Genomic DNA, 19848 nt, shown 5'->3' on the forward strand with positions numbered 1-19848 from the left:
AATATGGTGAGAGTTCCTGAAAGGATAGATACTTATTGACTACATTCTATCGTTTCAGGGTTATGATGACATTCAGCCAGTGTTTTCGCATATTGCTTATTTTAAGTATGTATTTATTATTCATCCGCATTGTTCATGCACAGACATTACAAGAAAAAAAGCCATTGGCTGAGCCAAGCAATACTATCTGGTTTAAAAAAACTGCTGATCAACATAACAAGTTCGGGCTTTTTTTAGAGCTAAATAAAGGCTTACCAATCAATGTTAAGTTTGTGAAAATTAGCTATGCGATGAACTATTAAAGCTACTGAAAAATCAATTTAAATAATTCAGCACTTCACTCTCAATCAACGCAATTTCTGCATCGGTAAAGCCCAATAACTCACGTTTGGCATATTTCACAGTGGGTGAACGAGATGTACGATCGACCCGATCCACTAAACCTTCTTGGTGCACCAGTGCAATCCTTGAAAGCCGTTCATTAAAACCAATCGCTACACCTTGTTCTATTTTCTCAATGCGTAAGTATTTGGCATTTTTAATTTGATTAAACATGCGTTGTTTAATTTTACCTTTGCGACCACGCAAGTTTTTACGAGGGATATACTTTGACCCATCGGGATTGCTTTGTTGTGTGATTCTTGTTTTTTGACTTTGCCTAATCTTACGAGCCACTTGCATTAAGAGTTTTTTACGCTCTTGTTCGCTGAGCTTAAACACCAGGGCATTTAAATGTTCGGGTAAGGCTTCAAGTTCTGCCATGGTTATCGACTCGGATAAGGCATATCAAGGGTATATATTTCTTGTTGTTCAGAGGACATCCAAGATGTAATCACTTGCCCTGTTTTTTGGTCAATCAGTGAGACCTGTTGTTTAGGTTCGGCTTTGGTATATTGTGGCTCGTCTGGGTAGTTGACACTCAGTTGGTTTTGGTCTTTTTTGACGATCACTCGTTCTGTGAGTGGCATATCAATGACTAAGTCGACTTTATCATTGGCTAAGATTTCAGCCTCAAATTTAATGCCATCATGTACTTTGTCTAAATTGACTAAAAGCTCGGATTGATTGATACGCACCCAATCCAAGACAGGAATACTGACTGCAGCAAGGTCGCCTGCATAATCGGTTAAAATCATTTTTAAACGGTAACTGTATTCAAAAGACAAACCATTGGCCATGGTGCTTTTGATACTGCCCTCATCTACAAATATCAGTAACCGGTCAGGATCATTTTGTAGCTCTGGTATAGCGTCTAGTAAAAAACTGCGTAGGCTATTGGGCTTTTTCATTTTCTATGGCCTGTATTTGTATGATGCTATCGACCTTTAATGCACATTGTGCCAGTTCAGTGTCTCTTTGAATGAGTGCCGTGGCAAGGTCGGCATTGGTTTCAATGCTGATCGGTTCGGGTTGGCATGGGCTGAGTACTGGATAGTTGCTCTTGTTGACTGTGATTGCTGTCGGTTGGCTTGAGCATGCGGATAATAGACTCAGGGACAGGCTGACTGCCCCAACTTTTACTGATTTGATCATGTGCAAACACCTCTTTGATGCTGTTTTGTCGCTGTCGTGCCATGACATTGAGTTGCTCTTGTTTGGCTTGGAGTTGGTTCATCACGACACGTTGCTGTGTCATTTGCTGTTTAAGCTGCTCAACAATCTGTTTTTGCTCGGTGATGGTGTCGTTTTGGGTTTTGATGGTGTGTTCAAGTGTGCCAATGCTTTGCTGTAAATGGTTGTAGTACTTGAAGCCAATACAAACACTGAAAATGGCAAGCAGTATCAGGATTGGCTTGATGAATGATCGGATCAGGGCAAGTGTGATCATGCTGCAGGTTTCACTCCGTACAATGGTTCGAGGTGATCCCATTCCTTTTGGAATTTGGCTTGGTAACCGAGTTTTTTATAATTTGCCCCGTTGTATAGGGTAAATACGATGTCCCAATTGCCTTCACGCAATGCATCAATTAGCTTCACTTTTTGGTTATTCACCGTGCCTGTTTTCCATTCCACAAAGCGAATAAACGATTCAAGCTGTGCAGATTCACTATTGAATTGTTCATTGACAAAGTCTTGAACGGTTTTATAGCCCAGTGCTTGCCAATTTTCGCCCATGATTTGGAATTGCCCCCAACTGGTCGACTGATAGGCACACTCTAGATCAATCTGTTGTGCCAACGCTAAGCGGTAGTACTCTGCTATTCCGCCTTGATAACCACCTGCAACTGTATTGACAATATTTGGCTGTGCTGCCATGCATTGATTGGCTTTACCCTCCCCCATTTTTTGTTTTAAGTAGGCATACATACGATGGCGTTCAAACAGTATTTTGGGTTTGGCATTGTCTAAAAAGCCTTGGCCATTACTTTCAACTGCACCAAATACTCGAATGTATAACTCTGGTACATTCAGACGTTTGGCTGCGGCTTGGTAGTCACTGTCTTTTAGGCATTTACTGGTGTCTTTTCCTGCAAGGGCTTGGAGGGTTTTATCACCCACTTTGCCATCAGCCACCAATCCTGCTTTTTTTTGGTACTGCATCACGGCATATTCAGTGGTTAATCCAAAATCTGCATCGGCAATCAGTGGTTTGCCTTGGGCATCGGTAAAGCCCAGTCGGATTAGTGCTTTTTGTAATCCATAAACTTCAGCACCTTTACTTCCATATTTTAAAAGACTCATAAGGTATTACTCCGAAACATGCTGGCAATATTGCCTTTAGAACGTAAAACCACGGCCAAAAGCACCACGCCAAAAAAGGCATCCCAGATAGTGACAGGATCTTTTAAAAAAATGATATTGATGCTTTGCCCTGCAAATGCAGCAATCAGTAGTGTTGCAATCGCCTGGTGCATACGGTTGTGATGGGTCTTTGTTTGTAAGCTGTCAAAACATAAAATTCGTGTTGCTGCAATGAGGTAGCAGATCACGGCAATGGCTGAATAGAGAGATTCCCACATGGTTTACTCCTTTTTGTCGTCTGTTGGGTCGGTGGGTTTACCACGTATGGTGTTCCAAATGTCTTGCAGTGATGCACTTTCTAGCCATGCAATAATTTTTTGTAAAATAATGATGGCAACCAGAGCAATGGCAAATGCTGCGGTTGAATGGCTATCAATCGGGGTGCGATTGACCAGCTCTGGTTCAAGTAAGTAGCCGATTGCGGTGGAAAGTAAAAAAGTGCCAATGCGTTTTTTGTAGCTGACGTTTTGGGTATAAAACGCAATAAATGCAGCACCAATGACTGCACCAAACAAGGCATCACCATTTACAAAAGGTAAAAGTGATGCTGCTCCTGCAGTAGCTACGATGGCGATGGGTGCGGTTGGTTCTGGCATGATTAATCCCATAGGTTTATTGTTGTTTCTGTTTTTTGGGGTGTGGCAATATCTGGGAGTAATACATCGGTGGCCATCGGTAAAATGGCATCAAAAAATGCAAGCTGTGGATTGGCTTGTAGTACCAGTTCCACAACACCTGAACTTCGTCCGTAGTAACGCCAGCAAATGCTATCGATGGTGTCGTTTTGAATCGATTTCACTGTTCTGCTCATATCAGCTCCACAATGGAGTGGTTTTCACCTTTGAGTTGCTGTATGGCAAAGACTTTATTTCGTTTGTATTCGTTAATGGTTGCACTGATTTCTTCAGCACGTTTATTGCCTGAGTTGGTGCTGTCGTAGTTTCGGTACTTTTCGGCAATTTTGGCAGCAACCCCATTGGCCACTGCTGAAAAATACAGAATCTCGGTATCGGCTTGGCCATCGATCAGGTCTGTAGCAAGGTCACTTAAGGTTTTGTCGGGTTGGACGAGACTGGCAAGCAATCGATTTACATCGATCATTTCTTCAAGCAAGGCTTGTTTGATCCGTGCATCTGTGACTGCACCATCAATTCGAACCTCTTGCTTAATATCGTCGAGTGCAATCGTTGGAAAAAACTGACGTTTTGAAGCAATGGTGATATTGCTTTTGGTCGTATTTCCGTTGGCAACAAAGCCCATATAAAACCTCGTGTTTAGTGCAAGGGTGGGAACAATGGTTCTATGAAGATTTACTGTGTCGTATGATCACGACCATTGTTCGCCCTTGCGGTGCTGGGCACTCGTTAAGCTACGGGTGAGGTAGCCATGTTTTGTGTGATCTGCTCAATGAGTTTGGTGGCATTATTGAGATCTGTTTTGCCACGGCATTTATCATCTAAGCCAATAGCGATGTCTAAATAACGCTTTGCATCATTTGCAAACCCAAGGTCTTGTTCAGTGTCAGCCGTTACCAGGGCCAGTGATGCTTTACCCAAAGCCAAGTACAGCTTGGCTTTGACCACTTCTGGCATGTCTCGCTCGTTAATGTCGATGTTTTCATCATTAATGAGTTGCTCAAGTTGATGTAGCACTGTGATGTCAACTTCACTGCCATTTTTCAACTCTTTAAGAAAATCATCTGCGATTTGCTCAGTCATGAATGTGGCTGTTTTTCGGCTAAATGAATCAGGTAAAGATAATTTAGCGGTCAGCATGTAGTGACCGATCTCTAAGGCTTTTTGGTAGTCGGCAATGTCAATGCTCCAGATCAGCATGCGACTGACAATTTCATCGTCTACCGCAGGCTTGGCTTCTAAAATGCCGTTGACATACGGCATATAGTTTTCGATCAAATCTTGTTTGAGCATGACTTTACGTGAAGTCGATTGCACTTGGCTCAAGCGAGCTTGGTCGCTTTTGAGTTGCATCTGCAGTTGTTGGTATGCCGTGGCATTTTTCATACTGCCAAATTCGGAAGCCTGTGCGGCTTCCTCCTTTGCACTATGTTTTTGGTAGTGTTGACGGGCTAAGTTCATGCTTAATCCTCTGTTAAGACAATGTTTTCAGCCATCACCGCCAAGCCTAAATCTTCAATGAAGTAATCTTCATTAGATGATTCAAAGTTTTCGATTTGGTCACGTTTTGGGTTGTCAATCACGGCACGACGACGAGCACCTGATTGCACATAAATCGACAAGTTATCGAATGTAGTCACTAAGATCGTGCCTTCAGGGAAAAATGGCACAGCATAGACAGGCAAGTTACCCATACGTTTTTGGCTGATAATCATATCGGCCGCTAAGGATTCGGTATTGGGTTGGTCTTTATTAACCAGTGGGAAGTATTTGTCTGATTGCAATTTACGACCACACAGCACCACAAGGTCTGGGTTGTCTTGGTGGACTTCATCAATCATTTCATCGACAAGGTTCATCACCAGTGCATCAAGGTTTTTATAGTCCCCTGTTTTTCCGATGGTAATTTTCCCTGCATTAACTTTGCCTGAGCTAAGTACTCGCTGAGGATTTTCTTCACGTTGTTTTTGCAACCAACCCTTGTTGACATCTTGCAGTTTTGGATTGGCCACAATGTCGGTATTGGTGGCATATGATGTGCCGTTAAGACCAATCATGATACGGTCAAGACCTTGACGTTTTTGGATCATGGCACTCAAGCGTGGGTAAAAGTCTTTGAATTTTGCCCATTGGTCTAACTTGCGATATTTAATCGCAGTATCAAAGTTAGTTTGACGGCAAAAGTAAGCACGTTCATCCATACCACTTGGGTCTGATGCTTGACGATCTTGTGCATCTGTATTGGTGCGTGATGCAATCGGGCGAGTAATGCCTAAACCAAGGGCAGAACCTGATTGCTCATCGACCAAAAAAACGTTAATTTGCTTCAAAAAATCAGATGATAATTGGATTTTATCTTCTAATTTTTGCTGAATGGATGGCGTAACGGTGAACTTCTTTTCAACTGAATCGACACCATTGAGTTTGGCCAGGTGTGCCATGCTCATATTAAATTTTCTTTGGGTTGCTAAAAGCATGTGTTTACTCTCTTCTAATGTTAAATATTGGGATTAGCAGTCAACTTCGCCTATTTCTTCGCTATAGACACTATTGGTTGATTTTGGGCGTGGCTCTTTGGCTGGTGTGGTGTTGAGCTGTTCTTTAAAGGCATCAAACTCTGTTTTTAGTGCATTGAAGTCGGTTTGTAGCGTGTCTACACTTTGACCTTGGTTCGCTGTTTGTTGTGCAATTTCTAAAATGGCTGCTTCGTTTTGTGAAAAGCTTTGTTCTGTTTCGCTTTTGGTTTTGCTAAACATGCTTTTCACCGTGTCAATAATTGAGGTTTTTTGCTTTTCTTCAGTAAACTCAAATGTGACTTCATGCGACTCAGCAAATAGGTTGTCGGGGTCAAGTTTACGAGAGGCCAGTGGATTAACACTTGCACCTGCAGCGAACTTGAGCTGCTCTGTACCGAGTGATGCTGGTGAGTCTGTCACCGCAAGACCGACTAAATAAGCCTTACCTGTTTTGGCAAAGTTGGGATTGACTTCAATCGATGTATAGATTTTTTGATTTTTTTTGTTGAGGTCTAATAGGTTTTGGTTCGGCTGAATTTGAGCAAAAAGAGCGTCTTTTTCTACACCATCCACAGTGACTTTTTCAGTTTTTAGGGCAGTCACATCACCATATGCACCGAATGTGCTATCTGGTAAAACACTACGAATATGCTCTACATTGATTCGTGCACCATAGGTTTGTGGGCTATAGCTTTGTGCCATTTGTTGAATCCACTCGGCTGATATTTCTCGGCCATCTGTGGTGTCACCTGCGGTGGCTACTCGAAACCATGCCGATTTATATTTTTTCTGTTCGTTGTCTTTGCTCATTGTGCTGACCTATTTGAGATGAAAGCGGTTCAATCGCTGAATAGGTGCAGAATGATGAATAAAGCGTATTCATCGCAACGGCTTTGAGTTGTATAACTGCGTTATACAACTCAAAGTGACTGCGACAAGTATTTTTTGCTGTCAATGTGACAATAATTTTTTATTGCACGTTTTTTTTATGAATGACTTGTCTCCGATTGCAAACCTTGCATTAGTTGCTGATAACAAGCTCAAAGCCAAGTTTTTATACTGGCTAGGCTGGAAAATTGTCGATATTGCTCAAGCCCTTGATGAAAAAGAGCGTACTGTTCAAGCATGGAAAACCCGTGATGAATGGGAAAAAGAAAAGCCTGAAAACCGTATTGAAGATGCTTTAGTCATTCGCTTAATGACCTTAATTTTAAAAAATAAAAAAACCAGTGGTGACAGCAAGGAAATTGATTTACTGATGCGTCAGTATGAGCGGTTTGCTCGTGTTGAGAAATTCAGAAATGGCGGTGGTGAATCGGATTTAAACCCGAACCTGCGTAAACGAAATGAAGCACCACGTAAAAAAGAGGCCAATCACTTTGATCATGAACAAATTGAGCAGTTGATTGCATTTTTTGAAGATAGTTTATTTGACTATCAACACCAGTGGTATCGAGAAATGAACCAACGGACACGGGTCATTCTCAAAAGCCGTCAGATTGGGGCAACGTGGTATTTTGCTCGTGAAGCACTGGTCGATGCATTACAAACAGGACGTAATCAAATCTTTTTATCTGCATCTAAGTTTCAAGCTCATATTTTTAAAGGTTACATCAAATCATTTGCATTTGAAGCATGCGGTGTTGAGCTGACAGGCGATCCGATTATTTTATCCAATGGTGCAAGCCTGACATTTTTAGGCACAAATTCACGAACCGCTCAGGGGCATCATGGCAATTTATATTTTGATGAGTTCTTTTGGACGTATGGATTTAATGAGCTGAATAAAGTCGCTTCAGCAATGTCTGTACATGAAAAATGGCGTAAAACTTATTTTTCCACACCGTCTACCATTACCCATCAAGCCTATGACTTCTGGACAGGTGAACGCTTTAACAAACGCAGAGCCAAAGACCAACAACTCAATGTTGATACTTCACATGACAATTTAAAAAATGGTCATTTGTGTGAGGATAGAATGTGGCGACATATTGTGACTGTTTTAGATGCGAAAGCCTCAGGCTGTAACTTGTTTAATATTGATGAGTTGCGTTTTGAGTATTCAGTTGATGAGTTTGCCAATCTATTTATGTGTGAGTTTGTTGATGACAGCTTATCTATTTTCCCATTAGAAATGCTTCAAAAATGCATGGTCGATAGTTGGGAAAAATGGGAAGCGATTTACAAGCCATTTCATACTCGGCCTTTTGGTAATCGCCCTGTATGGATTGGTTATGACCCTGCTTTAAATGGCGATAGTGCAGGCTTAGTCGTAGTCGCACCGCCTGAAAATCCAACTGATAAATTTAGAGTATTAGAACGTCACCAACTTAAAGGTGATGACTTCGCAGCACAAGCGGAGTTTATTCGACAAATCACCCTTCGCTACAACGTGACGTACATCGGCATTGATAGCACAGGTATGGGAACGGGCGTGGCTCAGTTAGTAAAACAGTTCTTCCCAAATCTCACCGAGTTTAGTTATTCACCTGAAGTGAAAGCCATGCTGGTGTTTAAGTTGCAAGATGTGATTCGCAAAGAACGCCTCGAGTACGACAATGGTTTTACTGATTTAAGCCAATCGCTCATGAGTATTCAAAAAACCATGACCGCCAGCCAACAAAAAATGACCTTTACCGCAGGACGTTCAGAAGCCACAGGACATGCCGATCTCGCTTGGGCACTCATGCATGCCGTACACAATGAACCGCTTGAAGGTCAAAGCACATCAAATAAATCTTACTTGGAATTTTCATCATGACCGACATTATCACAGAACCAACAGCACATATGACTCAGCAGGTGTCACCTGAAGCGTTTACCTTTGGCGACCCTGTACCTGTACTTGATGGCCATGATTTATCAGATTATTTTGAGTGCTGGTTCAATGGTCGTTATTATGAGCCACAAGTGAGTATGACTGGATTGTCAAAATCGTTTCGATCTAACCCATATTTAAGCAGCGGCATTGTATTTAAGCGGAATTTTTTGGCCAACCTATTTAAGCCCCACCCTTTGCTTAAACGAAAAGCCTTTGAGCAAATTGCCCTTGATTTTATTTGGTCGGGCAATGCCTATTTAGAAAATGTAAAATCTCGATTGGGCAGTACTATTGAATATAAACCATCATTGGCCAAATACACCCGTGTGGGTAAAGACGACCAGTTTTATTTAATCAATAATAATTATGATGGTGTGGACGATTGGATTTTTGAGTTAGACAGTATTTGCCATATTCGTGAAACGGATATCGACCAAGAGCTATATGGCTCACCTGAATATATCAGCACATTACAAAGTGCCCTACTCAACGAGTCTGCCACATTATTTCGTAGAAAATACTATAACAATGGTTCACATGCAGGCTTTGTGATGTATGTGACAGGTGCATCTCAAGATCCAAACGATATTAATGCTCTCAGAACGGCCATGAAAGATAGCAAGGGGCCAGGGAACTTTAGGAATCTATTTTTTTACTCACCCAATGGGCAAAAAGATGGTATTCAAATTATGCCGATTTCTGAAATTGCAGCCAAAGATGACTTTGCAAGTATTAAAGGCATTACTCGTGACGATATTTTGGCATCGCTTCGTGTACCACCGCAGCTGATGGGTATTGTGCCAAATAATACAGGTGGCTTTGGTTCAATTACAGACGCAGCACAAGTCTTTTATCAAAATGAAATTGTACCGCTTCAATCAAGACTCATGCAGATTAATGAGTGGGCTGGTGATGAGGTGATTAGTTTTAGATATTATGATTTGAAAGGGACTTCTTAATCTTTTATATGATGTAAATATAACTTTAAAATCCCCATCAAAAAGATGGGGATTTTTTTGCTTTCAATTTTACAGCTATTTGGAAGACATGATCGAAATGACAATACCTACCCCAGCCGAGCGCAGTTGCCCACCCACCTGCGGTTCCTCTAACTGATGCAATTCTACTACAGCACAAACCACTATGAGCTATATGTCGAAACACCATGATCTGTAAGGATTACAGTAATTATTTTTGAAAATTGAATACTGCATTTCACTATGGAAATACATTTTTACAAAAACAGTAAATATATATGTTCTTGATAAATACCATCGAACATAAAAATGTATTTTTCTATGACCTAAATCAATTTTGAGGTAATAAAGTAATATCAATATATAAGTTGCTGAAAAATATATATAAATCATATTACCAACAGATGTAATTTTTTGTAATATCAGAAGTAATATTTTATAACTCATTGTTTTTATTAATAGTAAATTATTAACATCATCACCTTTTTATACAGTAACTTATTACTTAAATATTACCTAATTCTTACTTGAGTATATATCTATATCTTATTGATATTAAATGTTAATTATAAAAATATTACTTTATTACCTCTAAAAATGACTACCCTAGAAATTCTATAAAAAAATATAAAATCTATGTTTTGCTTATTTTTTCATCTAACTTGGTACTTTTCGTGGGAATGAAATGGGAATGGAAACTCTCATATTGGTATGAAAGACTTTCTCATTAATACAGTCTATAAGCATAATTATTTGTTCTTTTTTTCAGGCACAAAAAAAGAGCTTAGCACGCTAAACTCTTGATTTTTATATACTTGGTCGGAGCAGTAGGATTCGAACCTACGACCCCCTGGTCCCAAACCAGGTGCACTACCAGGCTGTGCTATGCTCCGTAAATTGGGGTGAATGATGGGGCTCGAACCCACGACAACCGGAATCACAATCCGGGGCTCTACCAACTGAGCTACATCCACCATAACGGTTGTTCTTACCTACCAGACAACTATGGTGCGCCTGACAGGATTCGAACCTGTGACCATCCGCTTAGAAGGCGGATGCTCTATCCAACTGAGCTACAGGCGCATAACTGATACTATTTAAAGTATCTATACTCTGCCGATTTTTGGTCGGAGCAGTAGGATTCGAACCTACGACCCCCTGGTCCCAAACCAGGTGCACTACCAGGCTGTGCTATGCTCCGATTATTCTCAGCTTTTCGTACTACACATCGTGCGGTACGGTGTGCATTCTATGCTTGGAGTTGCATTAGGTCAAGCTATATATTTAAAAAAAAGCACTTTATTTAGTTAATAGAACATTTATTCATCATACTTTGCATTTTTTGTTCTATTTTTATTCATTTCAACAACTTAAAATCTAACAACCAAGAAACTTTAGATAAATATATAAAATTTCTTGGTTGTTTATGTTCAATTATGATCTATAGTCTGCGTTAATTTTAACGTAGTCATATGATAAATCACAGGTATAAACGATGTCCTGAGCATCTCCTCGCCCCAGATCAACATGAATCGTTAACTCTGGTTTTGACATGACACGAACACCTTCTTCTTCAGTATATCTATGTGCCCGACCACCATTTTCACAAATTTGTACTTCATCAAGCCAAACTTGCACTTTTTCGACATCAAGTTCGGTAATATTCGCGTACCCTATCGCACATAAAATACGCCCCCAATTTGGGTCTGATGCAAAAAGGGCTGTTTTCACTAAGGGTGAATGTGCAATGCTGTACGCCACATCACAACATTCTTGTGTTGTTTTACCACCTTTTACATCTACGGTAATAAATTTAGTCGCACCTTCTCCATCTCTCACAATCAGGTGTGCTAGACGCTTCATAATTTCAAAGAGTTTTTCTTTTACTAACACATATCTTGGATCTTGCTCTGTTTGAATTTCTTGCCCACCACCTTGACCTGTTGCCGCAAAAATGCATGAATCATTGGTTGATGTATCGCCATCTACAGTAATACGGTTAAAAGATTGGTCTGCTGATTCTTTAAGTAGCTGTTGTACTAATGTTTTGCTTATTGGAATATCTGTGACAACAAAACTAAGCATGGTTGCCATATTTGGTCGAATCATGCCCGCACCTTTGCTGATGCCAGTCATGTTATAAATAATACCATCAAGCTCAATTTGTGTAGATGCACCTTTAGGGATGGTGTCTGTGGTCATAATGCCGTGAGCTGCATCTAACCATGCATTTTGATTTAGAGTGTCTAATGCAGGCTTAACCGCTTGAGTAATTCGATCAATTGGGAGTTGCTCACCAATCACACCCGTTGAAAATGGCAGGACTTGCTCGGTTTTAACACCAGTTTCTTTTGCAACAGCTTCACACATGGCATAGGCATTTTTCATACCCTCTGCACCTGTACCTGCATTTGCATTTCCTGTATTGATAATCAAGTAACGACTATTTTCAATATTCAGATGTTTTTTACATACATGAACAGGGGCTGCACAAAAAGCATTTTGAGTAAAAATACCTGCAACATGTGTGCCTTCTGAAAACTCAAAGATAACTAGATCGCGTCGATTTGGATAGCGAACATACGCTTGTGTAGAGCCTATTTTTAAGCCTTTAACTGCTTGCATTTGTGGTATGTGTATATCGCCAACCGCCATGATGTTTCCTAATATATGACAAATAAAGAGAGTTTAATATTGGGTAAATACTTACCCAACCTATTAATTTTATGGATTTAACTGTGCAGACATATCAATAAGTGCTTTTTCTGCACTGAGTTGACTTGTCTGTGATACCGCAGGATTTTGGGCAATGATTTTTTTGGCCGTGACATTATTTGCTGCTGCAATAGCATCTGTTTGTAGAATCACGCTACGTCCTTCGGTGTTATCTAGTGTGTAACTAATCCCTGTACGTGGACTAATAATTGTGAGTGTATTGCCTTTTGAGCTGACTTCGGCCAATTGAGGCCCCATAGCCGCTTTTACATTACCTACTGTTGTTGTGAATGGTTCTGTAGGTGCAGCAATCGCCACTGTAGATGCCATGATTAAAGAAGCCATAAGGCCATGTTTTATTTTCATCGTCATATTATCTCTGTTGTATTACTGATTACTATAGCAAAATTTCTATTCAATTTTAGTACCTGTAATGACCTAATAAATACAAAAAAGCAGAACTCTTGTTCTGCTTTTGTAAAAGGCTATTTTAGATTTTGCCGTGGCATTGTTTGTACTTCAAACCCGAACCACATGGGCATGGTGCATTACGACTGGTAGGCACAACAGTTTCTTCAGGCTCTACCTCTGATACTGCATTATCTTGAGTAACTGTACCTGTGAGTCCATCAACACTGTCATGCTCAAAAACCAATTCACTGTTTTGCTGTTGTGCTTCAAGTGCTGCCATTTCTTCTGGTGAAGGAACTCGGACTGTAGACAAGTCATTAATAATGTCACTTTTGATCACACCAAGCATATTTACAAATAGATTAAATGCTTCTTTTTTATACTCTTGTTCTGGGTTCTTTTGAGCATAACCTCTTAAATGAATACCTTGACGCAAGTAATCCATTGCAGCGAGGTGCTCTTTCCAGTGGCGATCTAAAGCGTTTAATGTGTAGTTACGCTCAAGTACAGTAGCCATCTCTGTACCCATGTTCTGGCGACGATCTCGGTAGCGTGTCAAGACTTCATCACTAATACGTCTTACTAGACCTTCTTCATCCAATCTACGGTCATCATCTAACCATTGTTGAATTGGTAAGTCGATGTGTAAGTCTGTACGTAATGCTGTTTCCAAGCCTTCAATATCCCACTGATCATGAATAGATTCTGGTGGTATAAAGGTAGCAATAAAACCTGTCATCACTTCTTGATGCATTTCTTCTAGATAGTTCTGTAGTGACTCTTCAACCAAAATTTCATCACGTTGCGAGTAGATGATTTTACGCTGTTCGTTATTCACATCATCATACTTCAGTAGGTTTTTACGTATATCAAAGTTACGTGCTTCTACTTTACGTTGTGCATTTTCAATCGAGCGACTCACCATTTTATGTTCAATAGCTTCATCTTCTTTGAGGCCCATTGCTCGCATCATGGCAATAACACGGTCACCTGCAAAGATACGCATAAGGTCATCTTCTAGTGACAAGTAAAAGCGTGATAAGCCCGGGTCACCTTGACGACCTGCACGGCCACGTAATTGGTTATCGATACGACGAGATTCATGACGCTCTGAACCAATAATATGTAGACCACCCGCATCTAAAACTGCTTCATGGTCAAGTTGCCATTGCTCTTTGAGTCGCGCTTCGTCTTCAGCTGTTGGATTTTCAATTTTAGCGAGTTTTACTTTCCAGTTACCACCCAGCAAAATATCTGTACCACGACCAGCCATGTTTGTAGCAATGGTTACTGCACCTAAGCTACCTGCTTGGGCAATAATATCAGCTTCTCTTTCATGTTGTTTGGCATTCAACACCTCATGTTTAATGCCGGCTTGTGTCATTTTATGCGATAAAATTTCACTAGATTCAATCGTTGCTGTACCCACCAAAATTGGCGCTTTGGTTTCTTGAATACGTTTAATTTCTGCAACAATCGCATCGTATTTACCATTGCGGTTTAGGTAAATTAAATCGTTTAAGTCTTTACGAATCATTGGGCGATGCGTTGGAATAAGTACAACATCTAAGCCATAAATTTCTTTCATTTCAGAGGCTTCAGTGTCTGCTGTACCTGTCATGCCTGAAAGTTTTTTATAAAGACGGAAGTAGTTTTGGAATGTTGTGGTTGCCAATGTTTGGTTTTCTGGCTGAATTTCTAATTTTTCTTTAGCCTCAACCGCCTGATGCAAACCTTCTGACCAACGACGGCCCGGCATGGTTCGGCCTGTATGCTCATCTACGATGACAATTTCACCATCATGAATAATGTATTGTACGTCTTTTTGGAATAAGAAATGGGCACGAATAGCAGCAGATACATGGTGTACAAGGTTTAAATTGGTTGCTGAATATAAAGTATCACCTTCATCGAGCAAGCCCATGGCAATCAGTTCTTTTTCAACTGTTTCATAACCTATTTCAGTCATTTCTACTGAGCGTTGTTTCTCATCAATCCAGAAGTGACCACCATCTGCCACTTTTTCTTCTTTTTGTGGGTGGAGTTTTGGTGGAATCGCATTGATTGCTGCATACAATTGTGATGAGTCTTCACTCTGCCCAGAAATAATGAGTGGGGTACGTGCTTCATCAATTAAGATGGAATCGACTTCATCAATAATGGCATAGCTTAGGCCACGTTGTTTTTTCTCTGCAAATGAGAACACCATGTTGTCACGTAGGTAATCAAAACCAAACTCATTGTTCGTACCATAAGTGATGTCAGCAGCGTAGGCATGTGCTTTTTCATCTGGGGCTTGCATAGAGTAAATTGTGCCAACGGTTAGGCCTAGAAACTCAAACAATGGGCGGTTCAGCTCTGCATCACGCTGTGCAAGGTAATCATTGACAGTGATGACATGTACACCTTCGCCACTTAACGCATTTAAGTAACACGCCAAGGTACCCATCAGTGTTTTACCCTCACCTGTACGCATTTCAGCAATTTTGCCTTCATGCAGGGTAATACCACCGATCAGTTGCACGTCATAGTGACGCATCCCCATAATACGTTTGGCAGCCTCTCGGCAAACGGCAAACGCTTCTGGTAAAAAACTGTCTAACGTTTTACCATTTTGGTAACGCTGTTTAAAGTCTTGTGTTTTTGCCGATAGTTCTGCATCACTGAGCGCAGAGATCGTCGGTTCGAGCGCATTAATTTTATCTACAATTTTACGCATACGTTTGAGCTCTCGCTCATTTTTAGTACCGAAGATACCTCCGATCAGACTTTCCAACATGAATCACTCTCTAATTTTGGCTAGTTCAAAATAAATGTTTGTCGTTAATGTTTATTATGGTGTTAGTTTTTGGAAGTACAAGTTTTTTGCACAAAAACTCTGACTTTATTGTCAAAATTACGCGAATTTTTGCCTATTTTGATAGATTCATCAGCACCACCATAAGGCCATGTCGTTTATTTGGTGTGTAACATGCTCACTTTTCTATTAGCGATCTTCCAATGGTACCCACTCATTCACCCAAGCAGATGGCATATTTAAGCTTTCATCTGCTTGAATTTTTTTACGTAATGTATCGGCACGCTCTTTATTTTTACTCGGCCCAACCATGATACGGATACCTTTTGACGTTGGACTGGTTGTAATTTTATATCCTTTCGCTTTAAGCTTGGCAATAATGGCATCTGCATTAGCCTGATTGGCAGCCAATGCAACCTGCACCATCCATTTCTTATGATCACCTTCATCTTTCATCATTTCACGTGCTTTATCAGCATCGGCTTTTTTCTTTTGATCTAATTCATGCTCTGTTTGGCTATGACTTTGCTCAACTTTATGTTTAACCGTATCTGCATCTACCTGTGACTTTTCTTTGTCTTTTTGCTTAGCTTCTTGTGCTTGTTGCAATTTGACCTTTTCATCATGATCACGTTTAGCCTGCTCTCGCTCAGCTTTCTTCTTCAGTTCTTGCTCTGCTTTTTTTACATCTTCAAGTTCTTTACGTTTGCGTTCCTTTTCCGCAGCATCTGCTTGTTTTTTATCTGCTATTTTTTTCTCTAAATCTGCTTTTTTCTTAGCTTCAAGGGCTTGTTTTTTTTCATCTAATGTTTGTTGATTTGGCTTATCTGTCACTTCTGGCGGCATGTCTACAGCCGCTTGCTCTTTGGCACGACGGGCATTAATTTGTGCGTACTCTTGGGCAGCTTTTTTCGCAGCGGCCGCTTCTGCCTGTTGTTGTTGCGCTAGATATTTTTGTGTTTTTGCTTCTTGCTCTGCAATGGCTTTTTCTCTTGCCCGTTTTTGCTCTTCAAGTAAGCGTTTTTCTGTTTCAATATCTACTGTAACAGGTTGCAGTGACTGCATTTCTTCAGGCTGAGCAGGCGTATTTACCTTTGGTACAATCACTGTTTGTTGTACTGGTTTTACATTTTCTGGCGTATGATTTTCTTTAATTTCATGTGCACCCTTAAAAAGTAATGCTGCAAGTAATGTTCCGCCGCCAAGCAGAACAACGCCACCCATCCAACGTTGTTTATTATTCATGGACATGTGCTATAGACTCCCAAACCGTTTCTAAAGTGTGAAACGAACCACACACAAGTATAATCTGATGTGATTGTAAAGTCTGTAATGCTTTTTGAAAGGCGTGTTGAATATTTTCAGAAACATAGACCGTTTGGTCCTCTAAAGCAACTTGAATTTTCTGAATCGGTGCCGCCCGTGGTGTGTTAAGTGCGGCAATATGCCATGATGAAATACGAGGCTTTAATTGAGTTATCACTGCATCAATGTCTTTATCTGTAAGCATGGAAAAGACACTGACCACTTCTGTGTATTGAGTGTTTTGCTTTAAGAATGTATTGAGTTGCTGTAACAAAAAAGCTACACCGTGCGGGTTATGCCCTGCATCGAGAATCACAGTCTTGCCCTCAACCGCTACAATTTCAAAACGCCCTGCAATATTTGCTTCCAGTACACCTGCAGCAATCGCTTCATCACTGACATTTAAGCCACTCACAGCAACGGTAGCCACAGCAGTTGCCGCATTGTGTACAGCCAGCTTCCCTTTGGGTAATGCTAAAGTGGTCGCAGGCGTTGAAAATGTCCATGTGGTGCTATTTTCTTGGTAAAAAAAGTCACGGTTATAACAATATAACGGTGCTTGGCATACACTGGCTTTCTCTTGTATTGCCTGTGGCAAGGCTTGTTGCCCTGCAAATATGGTTGGAATATTTGGACGAATAATGCCTGCTTTTTCTTTGGCAATTTTCTCAATCGTGTCACCTAACCAGTCTATATGGTCAAGTCCGATATTAGTAATGACAGCAACATCTGGATCTATAATATTAACGACATCTAAACGACCCCCTAGACCGATTTCCAGGACTAAAACATCACATTGGCGTTGGCTAAATACTAAAAATGCCGCCAATGTTGTCGCTTCAAAAAATGATAAGCTTAATCCACAATCTCTACGTGCTTGGTCTACAGCAACAAAAGCCTCTACTAACTCTGCATCTGTTGCCTCAACACCAGATATTTTCACACGCTCATTAAAACGGTAAATATGTGGTGATTGGTAAAGCCCCACACGATACCCTGCATGCTTTAGAATTTGTGCAATGATAGTAGTGGTTGAACCTTTACCATTGGTTCCTGCCACAGTAATAACTTTGGCTTGAGGCTTGGTAATGGCAAGTTTTTCTGCTACAGGTAAAACCCGCTCTAAACCAAGGTCTATACCTGTAACATGAACACGGCCCCAATAGTTGAGCCATGTCATCAGATCATCTGTACTTAAAGGTGAGGCTATGTTCAATTTACGTTCATCAATTTACCAACAATACGATATACAGTATCACGTAATGAGTGACGATGAACAATTTGATCGACCACACCATGATCAAGCAAATACTCTGCACGTTGGAACGGTTCTTCTAACTTTTCACGTACTGTTTGTTCAATCACACGTTTGCCCGCAAAACCAATCATGGCTTTAGGTTCAGCAAGATGTACATCACCCAGCATTGCAAGTGATGCCGTCACACCACCATACACAGGGTGAGTGAGTACAACAATGTAAGGTAAGCCAGCTTCTTTTACTTTTTCAATGGCAGCAGATGTTCTTGCCATTTGCATGAGTGACAGCATGCCTTCTTGCATACGTGCACCACCAGAAGCTGCAAAACAGATCAAAGGTTGTTTCTTTTCAATCGCACTTTCAGCAGCTTGCACAAAGCGGTCACCAACAACTGTACCCATTGAGCCACCCATAAAGTCAAACTCAAAAGCACATGCGGTCATGGCAATATTTTTAATGTGGCCTTGTAACACCACTAAAGCTTCTGACTCACCTGTTTTCTTTTGTGCATCTAGCATACGCTCTGTATATGGCTTGCTGTCTACAAATTTTAGCGGGTCTTTTGCAACATAGTTTTGGCCAAGCTCTGCATCGACTTGATCAAAGAACCAGTTTAATCGCTCACGTGCTTTCATGCGTAAATGCTCGTCACATTGTGGGCAAACATAAGCATTAAAGGCCATCGCTGTACGTGTGGTTAATGCATGGCACTCAGGACATTCAACCGTTGGTTCTGTAAACGATGACTTAAAGGTTTCTTGCTCAGTCAGTACATAAACCCCTGGTACAGATCGTTCTGTCCACGGCGTATTTGGGGTTAGTACCTTTGCAGGTTTTACTTCTTGACTCATACTTACTGTTCATCGAGCGCAGCTCGAAGCTCCTTAACTTTATTAATCGTTTGCAAAGTGGCTTGTTCAATAGATAGTGTTGCAAAAGGCTTCACCAATACACTGCCCACAATCACGGCATCTGCCACAGCACCCATGGCTTTTGCAGATGCTGCATCATGAATACCAAAACCCACACCTACAGGAATATCTGTTTGCTGTTGTATATAGGCAATACGCTGTGCTGCCGCATCTACATCAAGCGTTGCCGCACCTGTTACACCTTTAAGTGATACGTAGTAAATAAAACCACTGGCTTGTTTAACAACATGAGCAACTCGCTCATCTTTCGATGTTGGTGCAAGTAAAAAGATTTGGTCTAGACCGTGCTGTTTTAAAATTTGATTAAATTCGTAGGCTTCTTCAGGTGGTAGATCCACCAATAAAATACCATCTACACCGCTTTGCTGTGCTTGGCTTACAAACTTTTCGTAGCCAATCACTTCAATCGGGTTTAAATAGCCCATGAGTACTACAGGCGTCTCTGAATCGTTTTCACGAAATTGTTTCACCATGTCCAAGACATGAAGTGTACTTGTACCACCTGCAAGTGCGCGCTCTGCAGCCAAAGCAATGACTGGACCATCTGCCATAGGGTCTGAAAATGGCAACCCTAGCTCAAGTACATCTACACCAGCATCAACCATTTGATGTAGCAAGCCAACAGTCACTTCAGGCTGTGGATCACCAGCCATGACATAAGAGACTAGTGCTTTGCGTTGCTGAGATTTAAGCTGGTCAAAACGTTGAGCGAGACGACTCATAATGGTGATTTCCCTTG

General features: G+C 40.9%; 21 protein-coding genes and 4 tRNA genes. 2 read left to right on the forward strand and 23 right to left on the reverse strand.

Annotated features, from left to right (window positions below):
* Positions 1-315: 315 nt before the first annotated feature.
* The 12 genes from I2F31_RS05720 to I2F31_RS05770 all read right to left on the reverse strand — a co-directional run bounded on the left by I2F31_RS05720 (position 316) and on the right by I2F31_RS05770 (position 6703).
* Positions 316-762, reverse strand: a complete 447-nt coding sequence (locus I2F31_RS05720; RefSeq protein ID WP_195773607.1) for a phage virion morphogenesis protein — start codon at positions 760-762, stop codon at positions 316-318.
* 2 nt (positions 763-764) lie between these two features.
* Positions 765-1289, reverse strand: coding sequence for a phage tail protein (locus I2F31_RS05725; protein WP_195773608.1), 525 nt, complete (start codon positions 1287-1289; stop codon positions 765-767).
* Positions 1273-1500 carry an Rz1-like lysis system protein LysC gene (gene lysC / locus I2F31_RS13490; protein ID WP_407647867.1) on the reverse strand — a complete coding sequence of 76 codons (228 nt, stop codon included), beginning with the start codon at positions 1498-1500 and terminating at the stop codon, positions 1273-1275. Before lysC ends, I2F31_RS05725 begins: the two co-directional genes overlap by 17 nt.
* Positions 1391-1828, reverse strand: a complete 438-nt coding sequence (locus I2F31_RS05730; RefSeq protein ID WP_195773609.1) for a DUF2570 family protein — start codon at positions 1826-1828, stop codon at positions 1391-1393. The genes lysC and I2F31_RS05730 overlap by 110 nt, the downstream gene beginning before the upstream one ends.
* Positions 1825-2682, reverse strand: a complete 858-nt coding sequence (locus I2F31_RS05735; RefSeq protein ID WP_195773610.1) for an N-acetylmuramidase domain-containing protein — start codon at positions 2680-2682, stop codon at positions 1825-1827. The genes I2F31_RS05730 and I2F31_RS05735 overlap by 4 nt, the downstream gene beginning before the upstream one ends.
* Positions 2679-2960, reverse strand: coding sequence for a phage holin family protein (locus tag I2F31_RS05740; protein WP_195773611.1), 282 nt, complete (start codon positions 2958-2960; stop codon positions 2679-2681). Before I2F31_RS05740 ends, I2F31_RS05735 begins: the two co-directional genes overlap by 4 nt.
* Before the next feature lie 3 nt (positions 2961-2963).
* Positions 2964-3338, reverse strand: coding sequence for a putative holin (locus tag I2F31_RS05745; RefSeq protein ID WP_195773612.1), 375 nt, complete (start codon positions 3336-3338; stop codon positions 2964-2966).
* Between the two features lie 2 nt (positions 3339-3340).
* Entirely contained in the window at positions 3341-3553 is a 213-nt protein-coding gene (locus I2F31_RS05750) for a tail protein X (protein WP_195773613.1), read from the reverse strand.
* Complete coding sequence (locus I2F31_RS05755; RefSeq protein WP_195773614.1) at positions 3550-4002, reverse strand: head completion/stabilization protein; 453 nt, start codon at positions 4000-4002, stop codon at positions 3550-3552. The genes I2F31_RS05750 and I2F31_RS05755 overlap by 4 nt, the downstream gene beginning before the upstream one ends.
* A 104-nt stretch (positions 4003-4106) precedes the next feature.
* Complete coding sequence (gene gpM / locus I2F31_RS05760) at positions 4107-4838, reverse strand: phage terminase small subunit (protein WP_195773615.1); 732 nt, start codon at positions 4836-4838, stop codon at positions 4107-4109.
* A gap of 2 nt (positions 4839-4840) precedes the next feature.
* Positions 4841-5854: a phage major capsid protein, P2 family gene (locus I2F31_RS05765; RefSeq protein ID WP_195773617.1), complete on the reverse strand. Its 1014-nt coding sequence runs from the start codon at positions 5852-5854 to the stop codon at positions 4841-4843.
* Positions 5855-5887: 33 nt separating this feature from the next.
* Positions 5888-6703, reverse strand: a complete 816-nt coding sequence (locus I2F31_RS05770) for a GPO family capsid scaffolding protein (RefSeq protein ID WP_195773619.1) — start codon at positions 6701-6703, stop codon at positions 5888-5890.
* 178 nt (positions 6704-6881) lie between these two features.
* Here I2F31_RS05770 and I2F31_RS05775 point away from each other — a divergent pair, with 178 nt between their 5' ends.
* Positions 6882-8654 carry a terminase large subunit domain-containing protein gene (locus I2F31_RS05775; protein WP_195773621.1) on the forward strand — a complete coding sequence of 591 codons (1773 nt, stop codon included), beginning with the start codon at positions 6882-6884 and terminating at the stop codon, positions 8652-8654.
* Entirely contained in the window at positions 8651-9673 is a 1023-nt protein-coding gene (locus tag I2F31_RS05780) for a phage portal protein (RefSeq protein ID WP_195773623.1), read from the forward strand. Before I2F31_RS05775 ends, I2F31_RS05780 begins: the two co-directional genes overlap by 4 nt.
* 834 nt (positions 9674-10507) lie before the next feature.
* Here the strand turns inward: I2F31_RS05780 and I2F31_RS05785 are convergent.
* The 11 genes from I2F31_RS05785 to trpA form a co-directional block, all read right to left on the reverse strand.
* A tRNA-Pro gene (locus I2F31_RS05785) sits at positions 10508-10584 on the reverse strand.
* A 5-nt stretch (positions 10585-10589) separates the two neighbouring features.
* A tRNA-His gene (locus I2F31_RS05790) sits at positions 10590-10665 on the reverse strand.
* Between the two features lie 32 nt (positions 10666-10697).
* Positions 10698-10774: transfer RNA gene (locus I2F31_RS05795), tRNA-Arg, on the reverse strand.
* A gap of 41 nt (positions 10775-10815) precedes the next feature.
* Positions 10816-10892: transfer RNA gene (locus tag I2F31_RS05800), tRNA-Pro, on the reverse strand.
* Positions 10893-11125: 233 nt separating this feature from the next.
* Positions 11126-12346 (reverse strand): bifunctional glutamate N-acetyltransferase/amino-acid acetyltransferase ArgJ, encoded by a 1221-nt coding sequence (argJ, locus tag I2F31_RS05805; protein WP_195769350.1) that lies wholly within the window; start codon positions 12344-12346, stop codon positions 11126-11128.
* Positions 12347-12415: 69 nt separating this feature from the next.
* On the reverse strand, positions 12416-12778 hold the full coding sequence (locus I2F31_RS05810) for a hypothetical protein (protein WP_228285127.1): 363 nt from the start codon (positions 12776-12778) through the stop codon (positions 12416-12418).
* A 118-nt stretch (positions 12779-12896) separates the two neighbouring features.
* Positions 12897-15596, reverse strand: a complete 2700-nt coding sequence (gene secA / locus I2F31_RS05815) for a preprotein translocase subunit SecA (RefSeq protein ID WP_195769351.1) — start codon at positions 15594-15596, stop codon at positions 12897-12899.
* Between the two features lie 207 nt (positions 15597-15803).
* Complete coding sequence (locus I2F31_RS05820) at positions 15804-16865, reverse strand: SPOR domain-containing protein (protein ID WP_195773625.1); 1062 nt, start codon at positions 16863-16865, stop codon at positions 15804-15806.
* Complete coding sequence (folC, locus tag I2F31_RS05825; RefSeq protein WP_195769353.1) at positions 16852-18135, reverse strand: bifunctional tetrahydrofolate synthase/dihydrofolate synthase; 1284 nt, start codon at positions 18133-18135, stop codon at positions 16852-16854. The genes I2F31_RS05820 and folC overlap by 14 nt, the downstream gene beginning before the upstream one ends.
* On the reverse strand, positions 18132-19028 hold the full coding sequence (gene accD / locus I2F31_RS05830) for an acetyl-CoA carboxylase, carboxyltransferase subunit beta (protein ID WP_195769354.1): 897 nt from the start codon (positions 19026-19028) through the stop codon (positions 18132-18134). The genes folC and accD overlap by 4 nt, the downstream gene beginning before the upstream one ends.
* A gap of 2 nt (positions 19029-19030) precedes the next feature.
* Positions 19031-19831, reverse strand: a complete 801-nt coding sequence (gene trpA / locus I2F31_RS05835; RefSeq protein WP_195773626.1) for a tryptophan synthase subunit alpha — start codon at positions 19829-19831, stop codon at positions 19031-19033.
* Positions 19832-19848: the final 17 nt, after the last annotated feature.

Origin of the sequence: Acinetobacter rathckeae (genome assembly GCF_015627125.1) — a bacterium.
Lineage (GTDB): Bacteria > Pseudomonadota > Gammaproteobacteria > Pseudomonadales > Moraxellaceae > Acinetobacter > Acinetobacter rathckeae.